Raw genomic sequence first — 15,617 nt, forward strand, 5'->3', positions numbered from 1 at the left:
GCGGCTGATCAAACAACACCTAAATTTTCATCAATACATAATTGAGATGTTTTATGAGCCAAAGTCATATCCGTATTCGAGGCGCACGTACCCATAATTTAAAAAATGTGTCTCTCGATATTCCACGCGACAAATTTGTGGTAATTACGGGGTTATCAGGTTCAGGAAAATCTTCTCTAGCCTTCGATACCCTGTATGCCGAAGGACAACGCCGTTACGTCGAATCGCTTTCAGCATATGCCCGTCAGTTTTTATCGCAAATGGAAAAGCCTGAAGTCGACTCGATTGAAGGTTTATCACCAGCGATTGCGATTGAGCAAAAATCTACCAGTCACAACCCACGTTCAACCGTCGGTACGATTACCGAAATTTATGACTATTTGCGTTTACTTTACGCACGTGTCGGCACGCCTTACTGCCCTGAACACGACTTGCCAATGGTTGCGCAAACTGTTTCTGAAATGGTCGATGCAGTAAAAAACCTTGAGGAAGGCACAGCACTCATGTTGCTTGCCCCTGTCGTTCGTGAGCGTAAAGGTGAATACAGTAACTTATTCGAACAACTACAAGGTCAAGGTTTTGTTCGTGCTCGTGTAGATGGTGAAATCATTGATATTGATACGCCACCAGAACTCGACAAAAAGAAAAAACACACCATCGAAGTTGTAGTTGACCGCTTTAAAGTGCGTAAAGACTTAGGTAACCGTATTGCAGAATCATTTGAAACCGCACTGCGTTTAGGTGGAGATATTGCTGTTTTATCATGGATGAATGGTGAACATCCTGATCGCGTTTTTTCTGCAAAGCACTCATGTCCAGAATGTGATCGCGCTGTCGCAGAGCTTGAGCCACGTTTGTTTTCATTTAACAACCCGTTCGGTGCCTGCCCTGTTTGTGATGGCTTAGGTACACGCAGTCATTTTAGTTCTGAAAAGCTTATTCCAAATCCTGACCTTGCGATCAGTGAAGGTGCTATCCGTGGTTGGGATCGTCAGCGCCCATATTATTATTCGATGCTGCAAAAAGTTGCCGATCATTTTGGTTTAAAACTTGATACGCCTTGGAACCAGCTAGATAAAGATACTCAAAAGAAATTCTTACAAGGTACGGGCAAAGAAAAAGTCGATTTAAGCTATATCGACGAACGTGGCCGTAAACATACTCGCGTACAACCCTTTGAGGGAATCTTGCCTCACCTTGAACGCCGTTATCGTGAAACTGAAAGTAACTATGTACGTGATGATTTAGCTCAATATCTCTCTAATGCAGCTTGTGATGCATGTGATGGTTCACGTCTCAATGAAATTTCACGCAACGTTCGTGTGAAAGATAAAACCATTGCTGACATTACTCGCATGTCGATTGGTGATGCTGAAAGCTACTACCAAGGTTTAAACCTTGAAGGAGCTAAAGGCGAAATCGCAGATAAAATCTTTAAAGAGATTCGTGAACGTCTACACTTCTTAGTGAGTGTGGGTCTGAACTATTTAAGTCTAGCTCGCTCTGCCGAAACCTTATCGGGCGGTGAAGCACAGCGTATTCGTTTAGCCTCACAAATTGGTGCAGGTTTAATGGGCGTAATGTATGTACTCGATGAACCATCGATTGGCTTGCATCAACGTGATAATGACCGTCTATTACAAACCCTGATTCGCTTACGTGATTTAGGTAATACAGTATTGGTCGTGGAACATGATGAAGATGCAATCCGTGCGGCTGACCATATTATTGATATCGGTCCGGGTGCTGGTGTACATGGCGGTGTGATTATTGCTGAAGGGACTTATGATGAATTGGCTAAACATGCCGATTCTCTTACAGGTCAATATCTTTCGGGCAAACTCAAAATTGAAGTACCCAAAAAACGTACTCAATCCCCACGTCCAGATGAGGTCATCAAACTCTCTGGGGCAAGTGGCCACAACTTAAAAAATGTCGATTTAACGATTCCGCTTGGCATTATGACCTGCGTAACTGGGGTTTCAGGTTCGGGTAAATCGACGTTGATTAACCGCACATTACTTCCATTGGCTGCAACACAGCTTAACGGTGCAACGACATTAACGGCCGAGAAGTTTGACTCGATTGATGGTCTTCAACATCTAGATAAAGTTGTCGATATTGACCAAAGCCCAATTGGACGTACACCACGTTCTAACCCAGCGACCTACACAGGGTTATTTACGCCAATTCGTGAATTATTTGCACAAACACCAGAAGCAAAAGCTCGTGGTTATAGTGCGGGTCGTTTCTCGTTTAACGTAAAAGGCGGACGCTGTGAAGCGTGTGAAGGCGACGGTATGATTAAAGTCGCAATGCACTTCTTACCAGACATGTATGTACCTTGCGACGCGTGTCATGGCAAACGTTATAACCGTGAAACGCTTGAAGTGGGCTATAAAGGCAAAAATATTTCTGATGTTTTAGAAATGACTGTTGAAGATGCTGCGGAGTTCTTTAGTGCAATTCCAGTGATTCATCGCCGCTTAGAAACCTTAACTCAGGTAGGTTTAGGCTACATCCGTTTAGGTCAAGCTGCTACCACGCTTTCTGGTGGTGAAGCGCAACGTGTGAAACTTGCACGTGAATTAGCAAAACGAGATACGGGTAAAACTTTATATATCTTGGATGAACCAACAACAGGTCTGCATTTCCATGATATTGCCAAGTTACTCGACATTTTGCATGAGCTACGTAACAAGGGTAATACCATTGTGGTGATTGAACATAACCTTGATGTGATTAAAACAGCCGACTGGGTTGTGGATTTAGGCCCTGAAGGTGGTTCTGGTGGCGGTATGATCATTGCTGAAGGCACACCTGAACAAGTGGCTGAGGTTGAGATTTCCCATACGGGGCGTTTCTTAAAGCCGATGTTGAAGCAATAAAATAAAAAGCCGGAAATCATTTCCGGCTTTTTTATCCCTCAACTGCATTTCGCCCTCTGGCTTTAGCTTTTAAGAGTGAGTTGTCAGCCTTTTCTAAAAGCTCAATCCAACTCATCGCTCCTATCGCAAAACCAATACTGACAGACACATGCAATTTTTCTTCTGATCCAGATAAATCAATCTCTTCTAAAGAAATCGCCATTCGAATTTTCTCTGCTAAAAGACGGGCATCTACAAATTGCACCTGCTCTAGCAATATTAAAAACTCATCTCCCCCATAACGTACAATTAAATCTGAACTTCGAATATTTTGTTTTAATTGCTCAGCAATACTGACAATGACACGGTCACCCACAATATGTCCATATTGGTCATTCACCTGTTTAAAACGGTCTATATCGATAATCATCAAACATGTCTGGGTAAATTTTTGAGGATAACTTTCAACAATTTTTAGATATTCAGATAGAGCTAAACGGTTAGACACACCAGTGAGGGGGTCCGTATTCGCGATATTTTTTAATTGAAACTCAAAAGCATCTCGTTGTTGTAACATACGCTGCAATCGATCTATCGCTTCAAACAAAGAAAAAAATTCACCTTTTGTGGTGACATGCATGTCATCTGTACAATGATCAGAACTATGAGATAAATCTAAAATTAAAGTTCTCGCTTTAATTAAAGGAGAAAATACACGTCTTTGGGCATATATCAGAGTAAGTAATGCTGTAGCCAAAGAAATTAAAGAAATAAATAAAGTTAAAAAGAAATCATTTCGAGCAATCGCATTTTCTTGATTTGCAATCACCACACTTTCATTAAGGATATATGTTTGTAAATCAACGACAGTAGTAAATTTACCTACGATTGCTTCGGTTAACTGTGTACCATTTAGAAAATACGGCTCGCCCTTTTGGCTCTCTTCCAATAGCTTTTCTACAATTGGAATACCTTTGTTTATAAATTCCGTTTTTACTTGTGAATATAATCGACGATATTCTGGAGTTTTTGCCTGTTCAGGCTGCAAAGTATCGACTAATATCCATAAATATCTAGCTTGATGCTGAGTTTGTAGAGAACGTGCCCTGTTATTACTTGGAATCTCTTCATTAAAACTAACGGGAGCAATAATGTTAGAGGCCATGCGTCCAGCTTGATCACGCATATCAGTCAGCACAATAATAAGCGTAAAATAATTAGAAATACGGCTGTCTTTACTTTTTAACTGCAACATCAATTTTTGCAGGATTTCCCTACAATGATCCCATGCGCCAAACATCCCTAAAATAGCATTATCCATTTGAACGGAAGTCCTTGCTGCATAGGGAGTTTCACCATAATAATCAACGACAGCTCTCGCTTGTCTAATATTTTCCTTTAAACTGGTTTGCAACTCATTAGCTAATGAAACATAACCCGCTTGTTTTAAAATAAGAATGCTTGAATCAATTTGCTCATCGACAATTAAACGAAATTTTTTTAATTCTTGTTGATTCTTTAATAAATCCTCAGGAGTACTCGACATCATTTTGTTAGCAGGAGCACGTTCCTTAGAAATTTTATAAGCAATATCTGCCACTGCTCTTAAACTTTTTATTTCAGCTAAAGCTTGTCTAGTTTTTATATAATCCTGATAGCTTCCCACAATAAGAGGTATTGCCATGAATAATAAGGACAAAATAATGACCAGCATGAAAAGGAACAGTCGATTACTAATATGTTCTGAACGTAATCCTGCCATTTCTAGCTGATACTCCGTAAATGCCCTGCCATTTTTAATGCGATATAAATTAGGCTTAAATTTATCCTAGCATTTTAATAACTAAAATTTCATCAATAAACTGATCTTTTCTCTTCTTAATAATTATAAGAGCTCTACATACCGTAAGCTTAATTAATAAACAGAATCGGAAAATTGAATAATTTTTATAAAAAAACTCCATTTTACAGATTAAACTGTTTTGGTGATGATAATCAAACATATTCACTTGTCCTCTTGGATGCTTCTCCCAGCATCCATTGCCCAGCTTCTTTAAGCTGGGTTCTTTTTGACCAAATGTTTTAAAATAAATTTCACATAATTTTTATTAGAATTTTTAGATTTTCTTATAGATAAAAAAAAGCTCAACCTTGGGGAAAGCTGAGCTCGTAAAATCTGATGTGATATACACATCGTATCTGGGCAAGCACTTTAAATCCTAAAAACGTTAGGCAGTGAACTTTGCCATTGAATTATGTGATTTATCTCTACTTTTGTAAAGTTGATTAAATTAATCAGAATTAAAACTTTAATCGTTTTTTTGACTTAAAATAGAGATTTCTTTTACTTTATTCACTTATATAATAATTAAGAATAGTTAAATTTTTTAGCTAAACTAATCTAAATATTGTTAACTATTCCTCAAAATAAAACAAATTAGATAATAAAATGGCTATTTTTTACTCACTTTGTAAACAAAGCGATACTTTTGTTAATGTTAAAACCGATCAATATAATCAGTTTTTCCAATTGCAATTGTAATATCTTTTTAATATTTACTTCTTAATTCATAATGAAATATAATTATTAGCTTATTGTAAATGTTCATTTTTTTATCAGGTTGACAATTCACTTTTCATTTGATTAGTTTTTCACCAATTTTAACATAAGTGTCAAATATCTTTAACATTACCTTTCCTACATTATTGACTTCATAAATTGTTACAATACAATGACCCCAGCTTTATCTCTTGTTAATGCTGGAAATGATTATGAAAAAACTTGGTTTAGCCACTGCTGTATTATTAGCCATGACCGGTGCTCATGCTTATCAATTTGAAGTTCAAGGTCAATCTGAATACGTTGACACAACTGCAAATGATAAAAACTTCACTGGTGACGTTGCTGGTACATTCTATTTAAAAAATGTTGATACCGCTAAAGGTCCTTTAGCTGAAGCAGCTTTCTTGAACCAAGCTTCTAGCGTATCTTTAGGTTATAGCTACCAACAGTATGACCAAAGCAACGGTTTAAACTACCACGTTGGTACATACGGTGTTAAAGGTGAGGCTTACGTTCCTACTCCTTACCTTCCTGTATACGCTAGCGCAACTTATAACCACACTGATGTTGATGGTAAAAACGCTATCTCTCGTGATGACAACGGTGACCGTTATGCATTAGAAGTTGGTGCTATGTTGTTACCTAACTTCTTGATGACTGTTGGTTATACAAGCGTTGCTAACCAATTCGCTTTAGACAACTTTGGCATCATCAGCAACGGTATCTACTCTGCTGTGAACCAAACTGCTGCGATCCAAGACGACCAAGATGCTGTTACAGCTCGTGCTAAATATGTAGGTCCAATCGATGGAACTAACATGGCAATCGGTTTTGAAGCTGCTGGTGCTTTCGGTCAAGAAAACCAATATGGTTTAAAAACTGACCTTTACTTAACTCCTAAGTTAAGCGTTGGCGCGTCTTTCATTGGTAACGATGGTTCAGCTGACATCAAAGGCAATGACCTTGGTGAATTCCGTCAAGCTTGGGGTGGTAACGTAAACTACTTCATTACTCCAGCTGTAGCAGTTGGTGCATCGTACATGAAAGCTGACGTTAAAAAGTCTAGCTACGATACACAAACTATCGGCTTAAATGCTAAAGTTCGCTTCTAATTTAAATTAGAAATCGAATTAAAAAAAAGGACTCATTTGAGTCCTTTTTTTACAGCTAAATATTAACTTCGTACAATATTTAAGAAATATAAATGACGTTCATATTGATCAATAATGTCTTGAATTAAATCTTCTTGAGTCCAATCCATTACGTCATAGTTTTGCCCACCTTCTCTTAAAAAGACCTCAGCTTGGAAATATTGCCCATCTTCAGCTTCAGTACGTCCAATTAAAAAACTTGGCGGCACTGTTTCACGTGAAACAACTTTATAAATAAAATTAATTTCATGATGGTGATCGACCCGAAGTTGCATTCCATCTTCAAGTTGAGTAATTGAAACTTCTAAGTGACGGCGTCTAAATTCATGTTTAATATTTTCAAACGCACGACTTACTTGCTTTTCAATATATTCTCTTACTTCTTCTGCACTATGAGGATAGTGCATGATTAATCCGAGACGCTGTTGCCAGCTTCGTGGATTATGAATAGCACGTGGAGTAATGCGTGCTTCCTGAATGGCTGTCATTTTGGTGACATCAAGATGCAATGCTTTTATCAATCCCCAACTCATTAAAAGCATGACCACAGTAAACGGCAATGCACTCATAATAATTGAAGACTGTAACGCGGCTAAACCACCGACTAGCAATAAGATAATGGCAAGTAGAGCCATCAGCACCGTCCAGAACAAACGCTGCCAAGTAGGTGAGTTTTCAGTTTTTGCTGTTAGATAATCGGTGACCAATGCTCCCGAGTCAGCAGAAGTTACAAAGAATAAAACGACTAAAATAGTAGCCAAAATATTCATGACACCTGACCATGGCAAGTGACCTAAAAACTCAAATAGTGCAACTGAGGAATCTTGCTGAACAGCCTGAATGAGAGTGGTTTGATGTTCATGAATAATACTAAATAACGCAGCATTTCCTAAAAAGCCCATCCAGATAATCGTAAAACCTGTCGGGATGAGCAGAACTCCTACGATAAACTCTCGAATAGTACGACCACGTGAAACCCTTGCGATAAACATTCCCACGAATGGTGACCATGAAATCCACCAAGCCCAGTACAAAATTGTCCAACCACCAATCCATCCATTTGGCTGATAAGCATATAAATTGAATGTCATGGTAAAAAGATTAGAGATATATTGCCCAGTGTTTTGAATAGTGGTTTGAAGTAAATAGATACTTGGACCAGCGATAAAAACGAATGCTAATAAAATTAAGGCTAAGACTAAGTTTAGCTCTGATAAGCGTTTAACCCCTTTATCAAGACCTAGGAATACAGACAAGGAAGCTAAGATACTCACAAAAATAATGAGTAAAACTTGAATATGGGTGCTTTGCTCAACACCGAACAAATAATGTAAACCAGAGTTAATCTGAGTTACACCGAACCCGAGAGAAGTCGCTACACCAAATACCGTACCAATGGTCGCGAATATATCGATGCTGTCGCCCCATGGTCCATAAATCTTTTTACCAATGAGCGGATAGAGTGCTGAACGGGTCTTTAAGGGTAAATTATGTCGATAAGCAAAATAAGCCAATGCCAATCCGACTACTGCATAAATTGCCCATGCATGTAAGCCCCAGTGGAAGAAGGTTACTCTGAGTGCTTGCTGAGCTGCATCAATAGTCTGGGCGTCCCCACTCGGTGGATTAACATAATGCATGACGGGTTCGGCAACCCCGAAGAACATTAGACCGATTCCCATCCCTGCTGTAAACAGCATGGCGAACCAAGACCCATTATTATATTCAGGCTGGCTGTGGTCAGGCCCTAACTTAATCCGGCCTATTGATGAGCAGGCGATATAAATCAATAAAATGAGAAAGAAGGCAACAGATAAAACATAAAACCAGCTAAATGAATCGGTGATCCATTGTTTTAATTGCTGCGTTAGAAGTTCAAAGGAACTCGGGGCGATCACCACAACTGCTAAAAATAAGGCAATGATAATGACCGTACCAAAAAATACGTTAGGATTAACGTTTGCGAACCAACCTGGTTGTTTGGAAGGCATAACTCCTCCATGTTATTTTAATGAAAAGTGACAGGCATTAAGCCAATAGAGATATTCACGGAATGAACCAATTTAAATCTTTCAATAGAGAAAGCCGATAATACTCTAAATAAACTTAAATAATATTGCAGTTACAAAGGTGTAAACAAATTGAAACACCCTCTTCTTTATTTGTCGGTATTTCTCCTTGGCGGATGAGCAATATACTGTAGAGCAATCAAACGTGTAACAATCAAAGCGAGATACATCACGCCGCAAAACATTTGTAACATCGCTAAAACGCGTGCTGGCGGACTAAGCGGCATTAAATCAGATAAGCCTGTCGCTGACTGTAAGCTAAAACTCAGGAAGAGTAGATCTAACCACGTCTGTAAATGATGAGCATTATTTGGATTTTGGAAGCTAGTAGGAATTAATAACTGACAAATGTTGTAGAGGAATGCAAAGCCCCAAGCAAGCAGAGTAAAAACTGCAGCGGCTGCAAATAATTCATCCCTTGTTAAATATCGGTCAGCAAACATATAACGAAATAAACCATACGCAGCCGAAAAATAAGCTAACGCTTCACAACTATGAGCAAATATCTGGATCGCTAAATTGCTATAGCCCAATAAAATAAAGACCGAAGATATAATCGCTCCACTGACAAAGCTTAGACCCAGAAAATTAAACATTGGGGTTTGGCGAATCACTTTGGCAATAATGAGTAAGGCAAGTACTCCTAACGCCCAAGTGAGAGTTCGATAAGAGGCATCGTTAAAAGTCAGCATAGCTAAGATCAATAAAACAAACTGAACCAGCAACAGCCACGCAGAAGGTAGCAATCGAAAGCTCGCCCAGAACTCGATAATAGAGCGCATTTAATTATTTTCCTTTTTCGTTATATTTTGAATTATAGAAAATCATACTGTACAAAAAATAGGATAAACAAGTTGTTCTTTATTAAAAAGCTCTTTCATCTCAGTATATAAGATAAACAAAAAAAGCCCCTAAGGGCTTTTAATGAGATATTTATTAGTATTGATTTTAGTGGTCTGACGCACCAGAAGCACCGATACCTGTCATTGAACGAACATATTGGGCATCGAATGCAGCACGCTCTTTTTTAGCACGTGCAGAGTTATCAGTCACCGAGAAGAACCAACAGCACAGGAATGATAATGGCATCGCAAATAATGCAGGGCCGTTGAACGGGTTGATTGGTGTATCAGAGATTTTTAAGGTATCTACCCAAACTGCTTTAGACAGAATAATAAGTACCACTGCTGTTACAAGACCAACTACACCACCAATTACCGCACCACGAGTGGTTAAACCTTTCCAGAACATTGAAAGAACAAGGATCGGGAAGTTCGCACAACATGCCACAGAGAATGCTAAGCCCACCATGAAAGCGACGTTTTGTTTTTCAAACAAGATACCCAAAATCATGGCAAAGATTGCTAAACCAAGTGTCGCAATTTTTGACATACGCAGTTCTGAAGCGGGAGTCGTTTGACCTTTTTTGAATACGTTAGCGTATAAGTCGTGTGAGATTGCAGATGCACCTGAAAGTGTTAAACCAGCAACAACAGCAAGAATCGTTGCGAACGCTACTGCTGAAATGAAGCCCATGAATAAGTCACCGCCTAAAGCGTCACTTAAATGCACGGCTGCCATGTTATTACCACCAACAAGCTCAAGCTTGCCTGATACTGCCATTTTCGCAACATCAAGGAACTGTGGGTTGTTTGATACGAAAAGGATCGCACCGAAACCAATAATGAAAGTTAAAAGATAGAAGTAACCAATGAAACCTGTCGCAACAACAACTGATTTACGCGCTTCTTTTGCGTCTTTTACAGTAAAGAAACGCATAAGAATATGTGGAAGACCCGCTGTACCAAACATGAGTGCTAAGCCAAGAGACAATGCATCAATCGGGTTTGCGGCAAGTTTACCCGGACCCATAATTTTTGCAGCTTCTTCAAAGCTTACGCTATGAACTTTACTGAATACTTCAATTGATTGAGTGAACATGTTGCTGAAGCTGAAACCAACCGCTTTCATCACCATGAATGCCATGAAAGTCGCACCGCTAAGCAACATAACCGCTTTAATGATCTGTACCCATGTCGTTGCCAACATGCCACCAAAGATCACATATGCCATCATTAATAGACCAACGATCACGACAGCGATATTGTAGTTCAAACCAAATAGTAATTTGATGAGCTGGCCCGCTCCTACCATTTGAGCAATCAAGTAAAATGCAACAACAACAAGCGAGCTTAAGGCAGCTAAGGTACGGACCGGTTTTTCTTCGAGACGGAATGACACTACATCTGAAAGATTGTATTTACCGAGGTTACGTAAACGCTCTGCAACCAAGAATAAAACGATTGGCCAACCTACCATAAATCCAAGAGAATAAAGTAAGCCATCAAAACCCGAACTAAATACCATCGCGGAAATACCGAGGAAAGATGCAGCTGACATATAGTCACCGGCAATTGCCAATCCGTTCTGGAAACCGCTGATTCCGCCCCCTGCGGTATAGAAATCTTGTGCTGATTGGGTTTGTTTTGCCGCCCACTTGGTAATAAATAAAGTGAAACCCACAAAGATGACAAACATAATGATGGCATGCCAGTTGGTGGCTTGTTGCTCAGCTTCACCTAAGTCCGGGCTTGCCATAGCAACAGTTGAATATAGCGATGCTGCTGCCAATAAGGCTTTCGCTTTTAATGAATTCCATTTCATATTAGTGTAATCCTTTCTCATGCGTGATGGCTTCAACTTCCTTCAACGCTTCTTCACTCAACTGGTCAAGGGTATTGTTTGCGATATAGGAATACACGCCACACAGTAGGAAAGATAAAACGATAATTCCTAAGCCTAGTGGAATCCCCCATGTCGTTACACCACCACTAAATGAACTCATCAAAAATTCTTTGTTGTAGCCAACAAGTAGCATAAAGCCCACATAAAGCACTAACATAATGATTGTGAGCGTCCAGCTTAATGCACTTTTTTTCTTGACCATTTTCTGAAACTTTGGATTGTGTAGAATCTTTTCTACTTGGCTTTGATCCATAACCAAACTCCTTACATGCTGCCAACCGTGGCCGCCATTTTAATAGTAGTTTCTAAGCCTAAAACTACCAAAATTATGTGTAATTCGTAACTTAGACTTTGGTCGTTAAAATTTAATCAATTTATAGCTTTGTTTCGGCTTGGGGTATGATAGGCATAAGGTTTTAATCATGTGGGTCATATGAACAGCTGGCTGATTATCGGGGTACTCACCCTCTATATCGCACTCTTATTTATTTGTGCTTTCTTTGGTGAAAAGCATGCCAGCCGTTTAAGTACACGTGGCCGCATGTTCTTGTTCAGTTTGACCTTAGGTGTTTATTGCTCATCTTGGACATTTTACGGCGCAACTGGGGCTGCCGTCCGAGAAGGTGTTATTTTCTTACCGATTTATTTAGGGCCACTATTATTTGTCTGGTTTGGTTATGACATTTGGCGACGCTTAGGCCGAGTGCGTCAGCATCACGCGATTTCATCAATTGCCGATTTTGTTGCTGCACGTTATGGAAAAAGTGGCGTCTTGGCATCGCTGGTCACGATCTTGGCAGTTATTGCGATTATTCCCTACCTCGCCCTACAGTTACGTGCAATTGCCTTAAGTACATCAGTCATATTGGAGCAGAATGCTCATATTCATACGACCACCAATAGCGTTTTACTTTTAACCAGTGTCCTTGCAATCTTAGCCATGATTTTTGGTACAAGGCAAATTGCAAACACCGAACAGCATGGCGGCCTCATGTTAGCTGTCGCTTTTGAATCTTTTGTAAAATTATTCGCGCTAATTTGTGTCGCTTTATTTTTTATTTTTGAAGCACCCGCGAACTTAGTTCAAGTTACAGCCGACGTAAACCAAACCTTTCAGGAAGTTCAATTATTTGGGGTCCCTGAAACTTTTTGGATTCAGACATTATTGGCAGGACTAGCGATTATCTGTTTACCCCGTCAGTTCCATGTAGCTGTTGTTGAATTACGCGATGAAAAGCATATTCGCGGTGCACGTAAATGGTTTGCGGCTTATCTCATTTTAACGATTCTAGCTATTATCCCGATTGCAAGCTGGGCTTTACATGCAGCGCCAAAATTCCTAACAGTGCCCGATGTTGCAGTACTCTCATTACCATTGAGTTATAACCAAGAATGGTTAGCCCTATTGGCCTTTTTAGGCGGGTTCTCTGCATCCACCGGCATGTTACTGGTTTCATCTGTTGCCTTGTCTATCATGCTCAGTAACGACTTGATTATGCCTGCCCTGTGGCGGTTCAAATTACTTTCACGACACGATAAACACTTACCGAAAGTTCTTAAATTTAGCCGTCGTATTAGTATTGTCGCAGTAATGCTTCTTGGCTTTTTATTCTTCCATTTCTTTAATGATATTAATCAACTTTCAGTATTCGGTTTATTAGCATTTAGTGCGGTTGCCCAGTTTGCACCTGCTCTCATTGGCGGTTTGTATTGGCGAGGCGGAAGTCGCCAAGGTGTCTATGCTGGTCTTATTGTTGGATTCTTAATGTGGAGTTACACATTACTGTTTCCAACGATTTTACGTAGCTTGCCAGAGATCTATCAGGACACAGCTCAAAGTATTTTACTTTTTGGGCCTTTTGGAATTAATGCCTTACGTCCAGAGTCACTTTTTGGTTTTGAATCATTTGCTCCACTTACACACGGCGTAATCTGGTCACTTGGTTTAAATATTGTTTTATATATCTGGATTTCTAAACTTTACCGCCCAAGTGTGGCAGAACAAATACAGGCAGAAAGCTTTTTCTATTATGAAACTAAGCCTTTGCCATCACCGCATACGTCTACCGATTTGACCTATTTACCACACGATGCTGCACGTTTAAAAGTAGGCGATCTATTCGCCCTTGCTAAAAGAATTACGGGTGAGCAACCCACAACACAAGCGTTTGAGAACTTTTGTGAGCAAAATCATCTCACACTCAATCCGAATAGTATTGCCAATGGCATGTGGTGGCGATTCACCGAGCAATATCTAGCTGGCATTATCGGGGCTGCTTCTGCACGTACGTTGCTGACGACAGCAATGATTAACAATGGTTTGGCATTAGGCCAAGTCGCCAATATTTTAGACCAAGCCTCACAATGGCAACGGTTTAATCAAAACCTGCTGATGACCATGATTGACCACATGACCCAAGGGGTAAGTGTGGTCGATAAAAATATGTGTTTGGTGGCTTGGAATAACCAATATTTAAAATTGTTTGGCTACCCTAAAGATTTAGTCTATGTGGGTTGTCCAATTGCCGATCTGATTCGTTATAACGCTGAACGCGGCGAATGTGGCCCCGGTTCAGTCGAAGAGCATGTTCGTAAACGCTTACACTGGATGAAAGTCGGAAGTGCGCATGAATTTGAACGAATCCGTAAAGACGGGCGCGTTATTCAAATGCGTGGTAATCCTATTTCAGGTGGAGGCTTCGTTACAACGTTTGCCGACATTACTGCTTTCCGTGCGAATGAGGCAATACTTGAAGCACGCGTAAAAGATCGAACACAACAACTTGCCGACGCCTTAAGCGAGCAACAGCTTGCACGCGAACAAGCCGATATGGCCAATATGTCGAAAAGCCGCTTTATTGCAGCGGCCAGTCATGACTTATTACAACCTATGCATGCTGCTCGTTTGTTTAGTACGGTTCTTGAACAAAGCATCGCAACTGAAGAAGATCGTCAAACTTTGCAGCAACTTGACCGTGCTCTGTATGGCGCAGAAAGTATGCTCTCTGCCCTACTCGATATTGCACGTTTGGAAGGCGGCACCATACAACCCAAAAGACAGCCTTATCCTTTACACGATTTATTAAGCGATCTTGAACTCCAGTTCAAATCAATTGCTGCACAGCGAAATATTTCATTAAAAGTTCATGATGTATCGTTCTGGATTGATACAGATCCACAGTGGATTCGACGCATTATTCAAAACTTTGTAAGTAATGCTTTGCGCTATACAGCCAAAGGCCGAGTGATTGTTGGTGTATTACGTTCTGCTCAAAAACCTGGTCATATTCGAATTGGTGTCTGGGATACAGGCCCCGGAATTGCCGAAGAGCAACGTATTAAACTATTTCAAGAATTCGAACGCTGTGGACATTTATCACCTTGGGGTGAGCAAGGTTTAGGTTTGGGACTTGCTATCGTGCAGCGTATGACTGGTTTGTTGAATTATCCGGTTCATGTCTACTCACAACTCGATAAAGGCTCTTGCTTTATGATTGAGGTTCCAGTGGTAGCAGCTCCAAAAATAGTCACGCCAACCGTACAAGCAGTGCCTTTAAAAACTAAAGCCTATCGAATTTTATGTTTAGACAATGATGAAACAATTCTTGAGGGCATGAGTAGCTTATTAGGTCGATGGGGCTACGAGGTTTTTAAAGCCACTGAACCCGAACAAGCATTTAAAATTATTCAAAAAGAGAATATTCAAGTCTGGCTTATCGATCAGCATTTAAATAACAACCAACTCGGTGTCGATTTTATTTTGCAAAATCGTCAACATGATGTTCCGGTTGCCCTCATTACAGCAGACTCCCATCCAGAGTTACCTCAACAATTGAAAGAACTGAATATCGTTTTACTTAAAAAACCGCTTAAACCCGCTTCTTTAAGAGCATGGTTATCGGGTCTTAAAATTGCCAGTGAAACAGATTAATTTTTTTCTCTCCCAACGCCTTAGTAAGTTTGGGAGAGATTTTTGGCAAAAATTATAGGTCTAATTTAAGCCAATAGGCAGAACTGCTCAAAAAGTCTACTTTTGCTTATTAAATAATTGGCTAAACTTTCCAATAGCTCTTTTTCTATGGCAAAGCCCACCTTTTTTGTAAGTGAACACTTGTATACTTAGTTACAATTTCATAAGTAACTGTTTTTTAAAATTATAATTATATAAAAACAACCATATACGACTTTAGTCGTATTCTACTTGCATTCTTCATGACACATA

The 15,617-nt window shown here is 39.8% G+C and carries 8 protein-coding genes; 3 read left to right on the forward strand and 5 right to left on the reverse strand.

Features of this window, described 5'->3' with window-relative positions; translation table 11 throughout:
* The first annotated feature begins 53 nt into the window (after window positions 1-53).
* Window positions 54-2,888 (forward strand): excinuclease ABC subunit UvrA, encoded by a 2,835-nt coding sequence (uvrA, locus tag KTI78_RS08665; protein WP_262445824.1) that lies wholly within the window; start codon window positions 54-56, stop codon window positions 2,886-2,888.
* Between the two features lie 31 nt (window positions 2,889-2,919).
* Here uvrA and KTI78_RS08670 read toward each other — a convergent pair whose 3' ends face one another.
* Window positions 2,920-4,629 (reverse strand): GGDEF domain-containing protein, encoded by a 1,710-nt coding sequence (locus tag KTI78_RS08670; protein WP_262445825.1) that lies wholly within the window; start codon window positions 4,627-4,629, stop codon window positions 2,920-2,922.
* 1,010 nt (window positions 4,630-5,639) lie between these two features.
* On the opposite strand from KTI78_RS08670, the gene omp33-36 reads away from it, so the two are divergent.
* On the forward strand, window positions 5,640-6,542 hold the full coding sequence (omp33-36, locus tag KTI78_RS08675; RefSeq protein WP_016142789.1) for a porin Omp33-36: 903 nt from the start codon (window positions 5,640-5,642) through the stop codon (window positions 6,540-6,542).
* 62 nt (window positions 6,543-6,604) lie between these two features.
* Here omp33-36 and KTI78_RS08680 read toward each other — a convergent pair whose 3' ends face one another.
* From KTI78_RS08680 to KTI78_RS08695, 4 genes are all read right to left on the reverse strand, one after another.
* Window positions 6,605-8,572, reverse strand: a complete 1,968-nt coding sequence (locus tag KTI78_RS08680; protein WP_262445826.1) for a BCCT family transporter — start codon at window positions 8,570-8,572, stop codon at window positions 6,605-6,607.
* Between the two features lie 167 nt (window positions 8,573-8,739).
* Window positions 8,740-9,432, reverse strand: coding sequence for an ion channel (locus KTI78_RS08685; protein WP_262445827.1), 693 nt, complete (start codon window positions 9,430-9,432; stop codon window positions 8,740-8,742).
* Between the two features lie 166 nt (window positions 9,433-9,598).
* Entirely contained in the window at window positions 9,599-11,314 is a 1,716-nt protein-coding gene (locus tag KTI78_RS08690) for a cation acetate symporter (RefSeq protein WP_016142786.1), read from the reverse strand.
* A gap of 1 nt (window position 11,315) precedes the next feature.
* Complete coding sequence (locus tag KTI78_RS08695) at window positions 11,316-11,648, reverse strand: DUF485 domain-containing protein (RefSeq protein ID WP_016142785.1); 333 nt, start codon at window positions 11,646-11,648, stop codon at window positions 11,316-11,318.
* Between the two features lie 180 nt (window positions 11,649-11,828).
* Here KTI78_RS08695 and KTI78_RS08700 point away from each other — a divergent pair, with 180 nt between their 5' ends.
* Window positions 11,829-15,326: a PAS domain-containing hybrid sensor histidine kinase/response regulator gene (locus KTI78_RS08700; RefSeq protein ID WP_262445828.1), complete on the forward strand. Its 3,498-nt coding sequence runs from the start codon at window positions 11,829-11,831 to the stop codon at window positions 15,324-15,326.
* Window positions 15,327-15,617: the final 291 nt, after the last annotated feature.

Origin of the sequence: Acinetobacter sp. WU_MDCI_Abxe161 (assembly GCF_025514355.1) — a bacterium.
Lineage (GTDB): Bacteria > Pseudomonadota > Gammaproteobacteria > Pseudomonadales > Moraxellaceae > Acinetobacter > Acinetobacter pittii_E.

Bases quoted from the DNA above. Each gene is read 5' to 3' on its own strand.
- uvrA (WP_262445824.1), top strand. From the start codon at position 54: ATGAGCCAAAGTCATATCCGTATTCGAGGCGCACGTACCCATAATTTA.
- KTI78_RS08685 (WP_262445827.1), bottom strand. From the start codon at position 9,432: ATGCGCTCTATTATCGAGTTCTGGGCGAGCTTTCGATTGCTACCTTCT.
- KTI78_RS08695 (WP_016142785.1), bottom strand. From the start codon at position 11,648: ATGGATCAAAGCCAAGTAGAAAAGATTCTACACAATCCAAAGTTTCAG.
- KTI78_RS08670 (WP_262445825.1), bottom strand. From the start codon at position 4,629: ATGGCAGGATTACGTTCAGAACATATTAGTAATCGACTGTTCCTTTTC.
- KTI78_RS08690 (WP_016142786.1), bottom strand. From the start codon at position 11,314: ATGAAATGGAATTCATTAAAAGCGAAAGCCTTATTGGCAGCAGCATCG.
- KTI78_RS08680 (WP_262445826.1), bottom strand. From the start codon at position 8,572: ATGCCTTCCAAACAACCAGGTTGGTTCGCAAACGTTAATCCTAACGTA.
- KTI78_RS08700 (WP_262445828.1), top strand. From the start codon at position 11,829: ATGAACAGCTGGCTGATTATCGGGGTACTCACCCTCTATATCGCACTC.
- omp33-36 (WP_016142789.1), top strand. From the start codon at position 5,640: ATGAAAAAACTTGGTTTAGCCACTGCTGTATTATTAGCCATGACCGGT.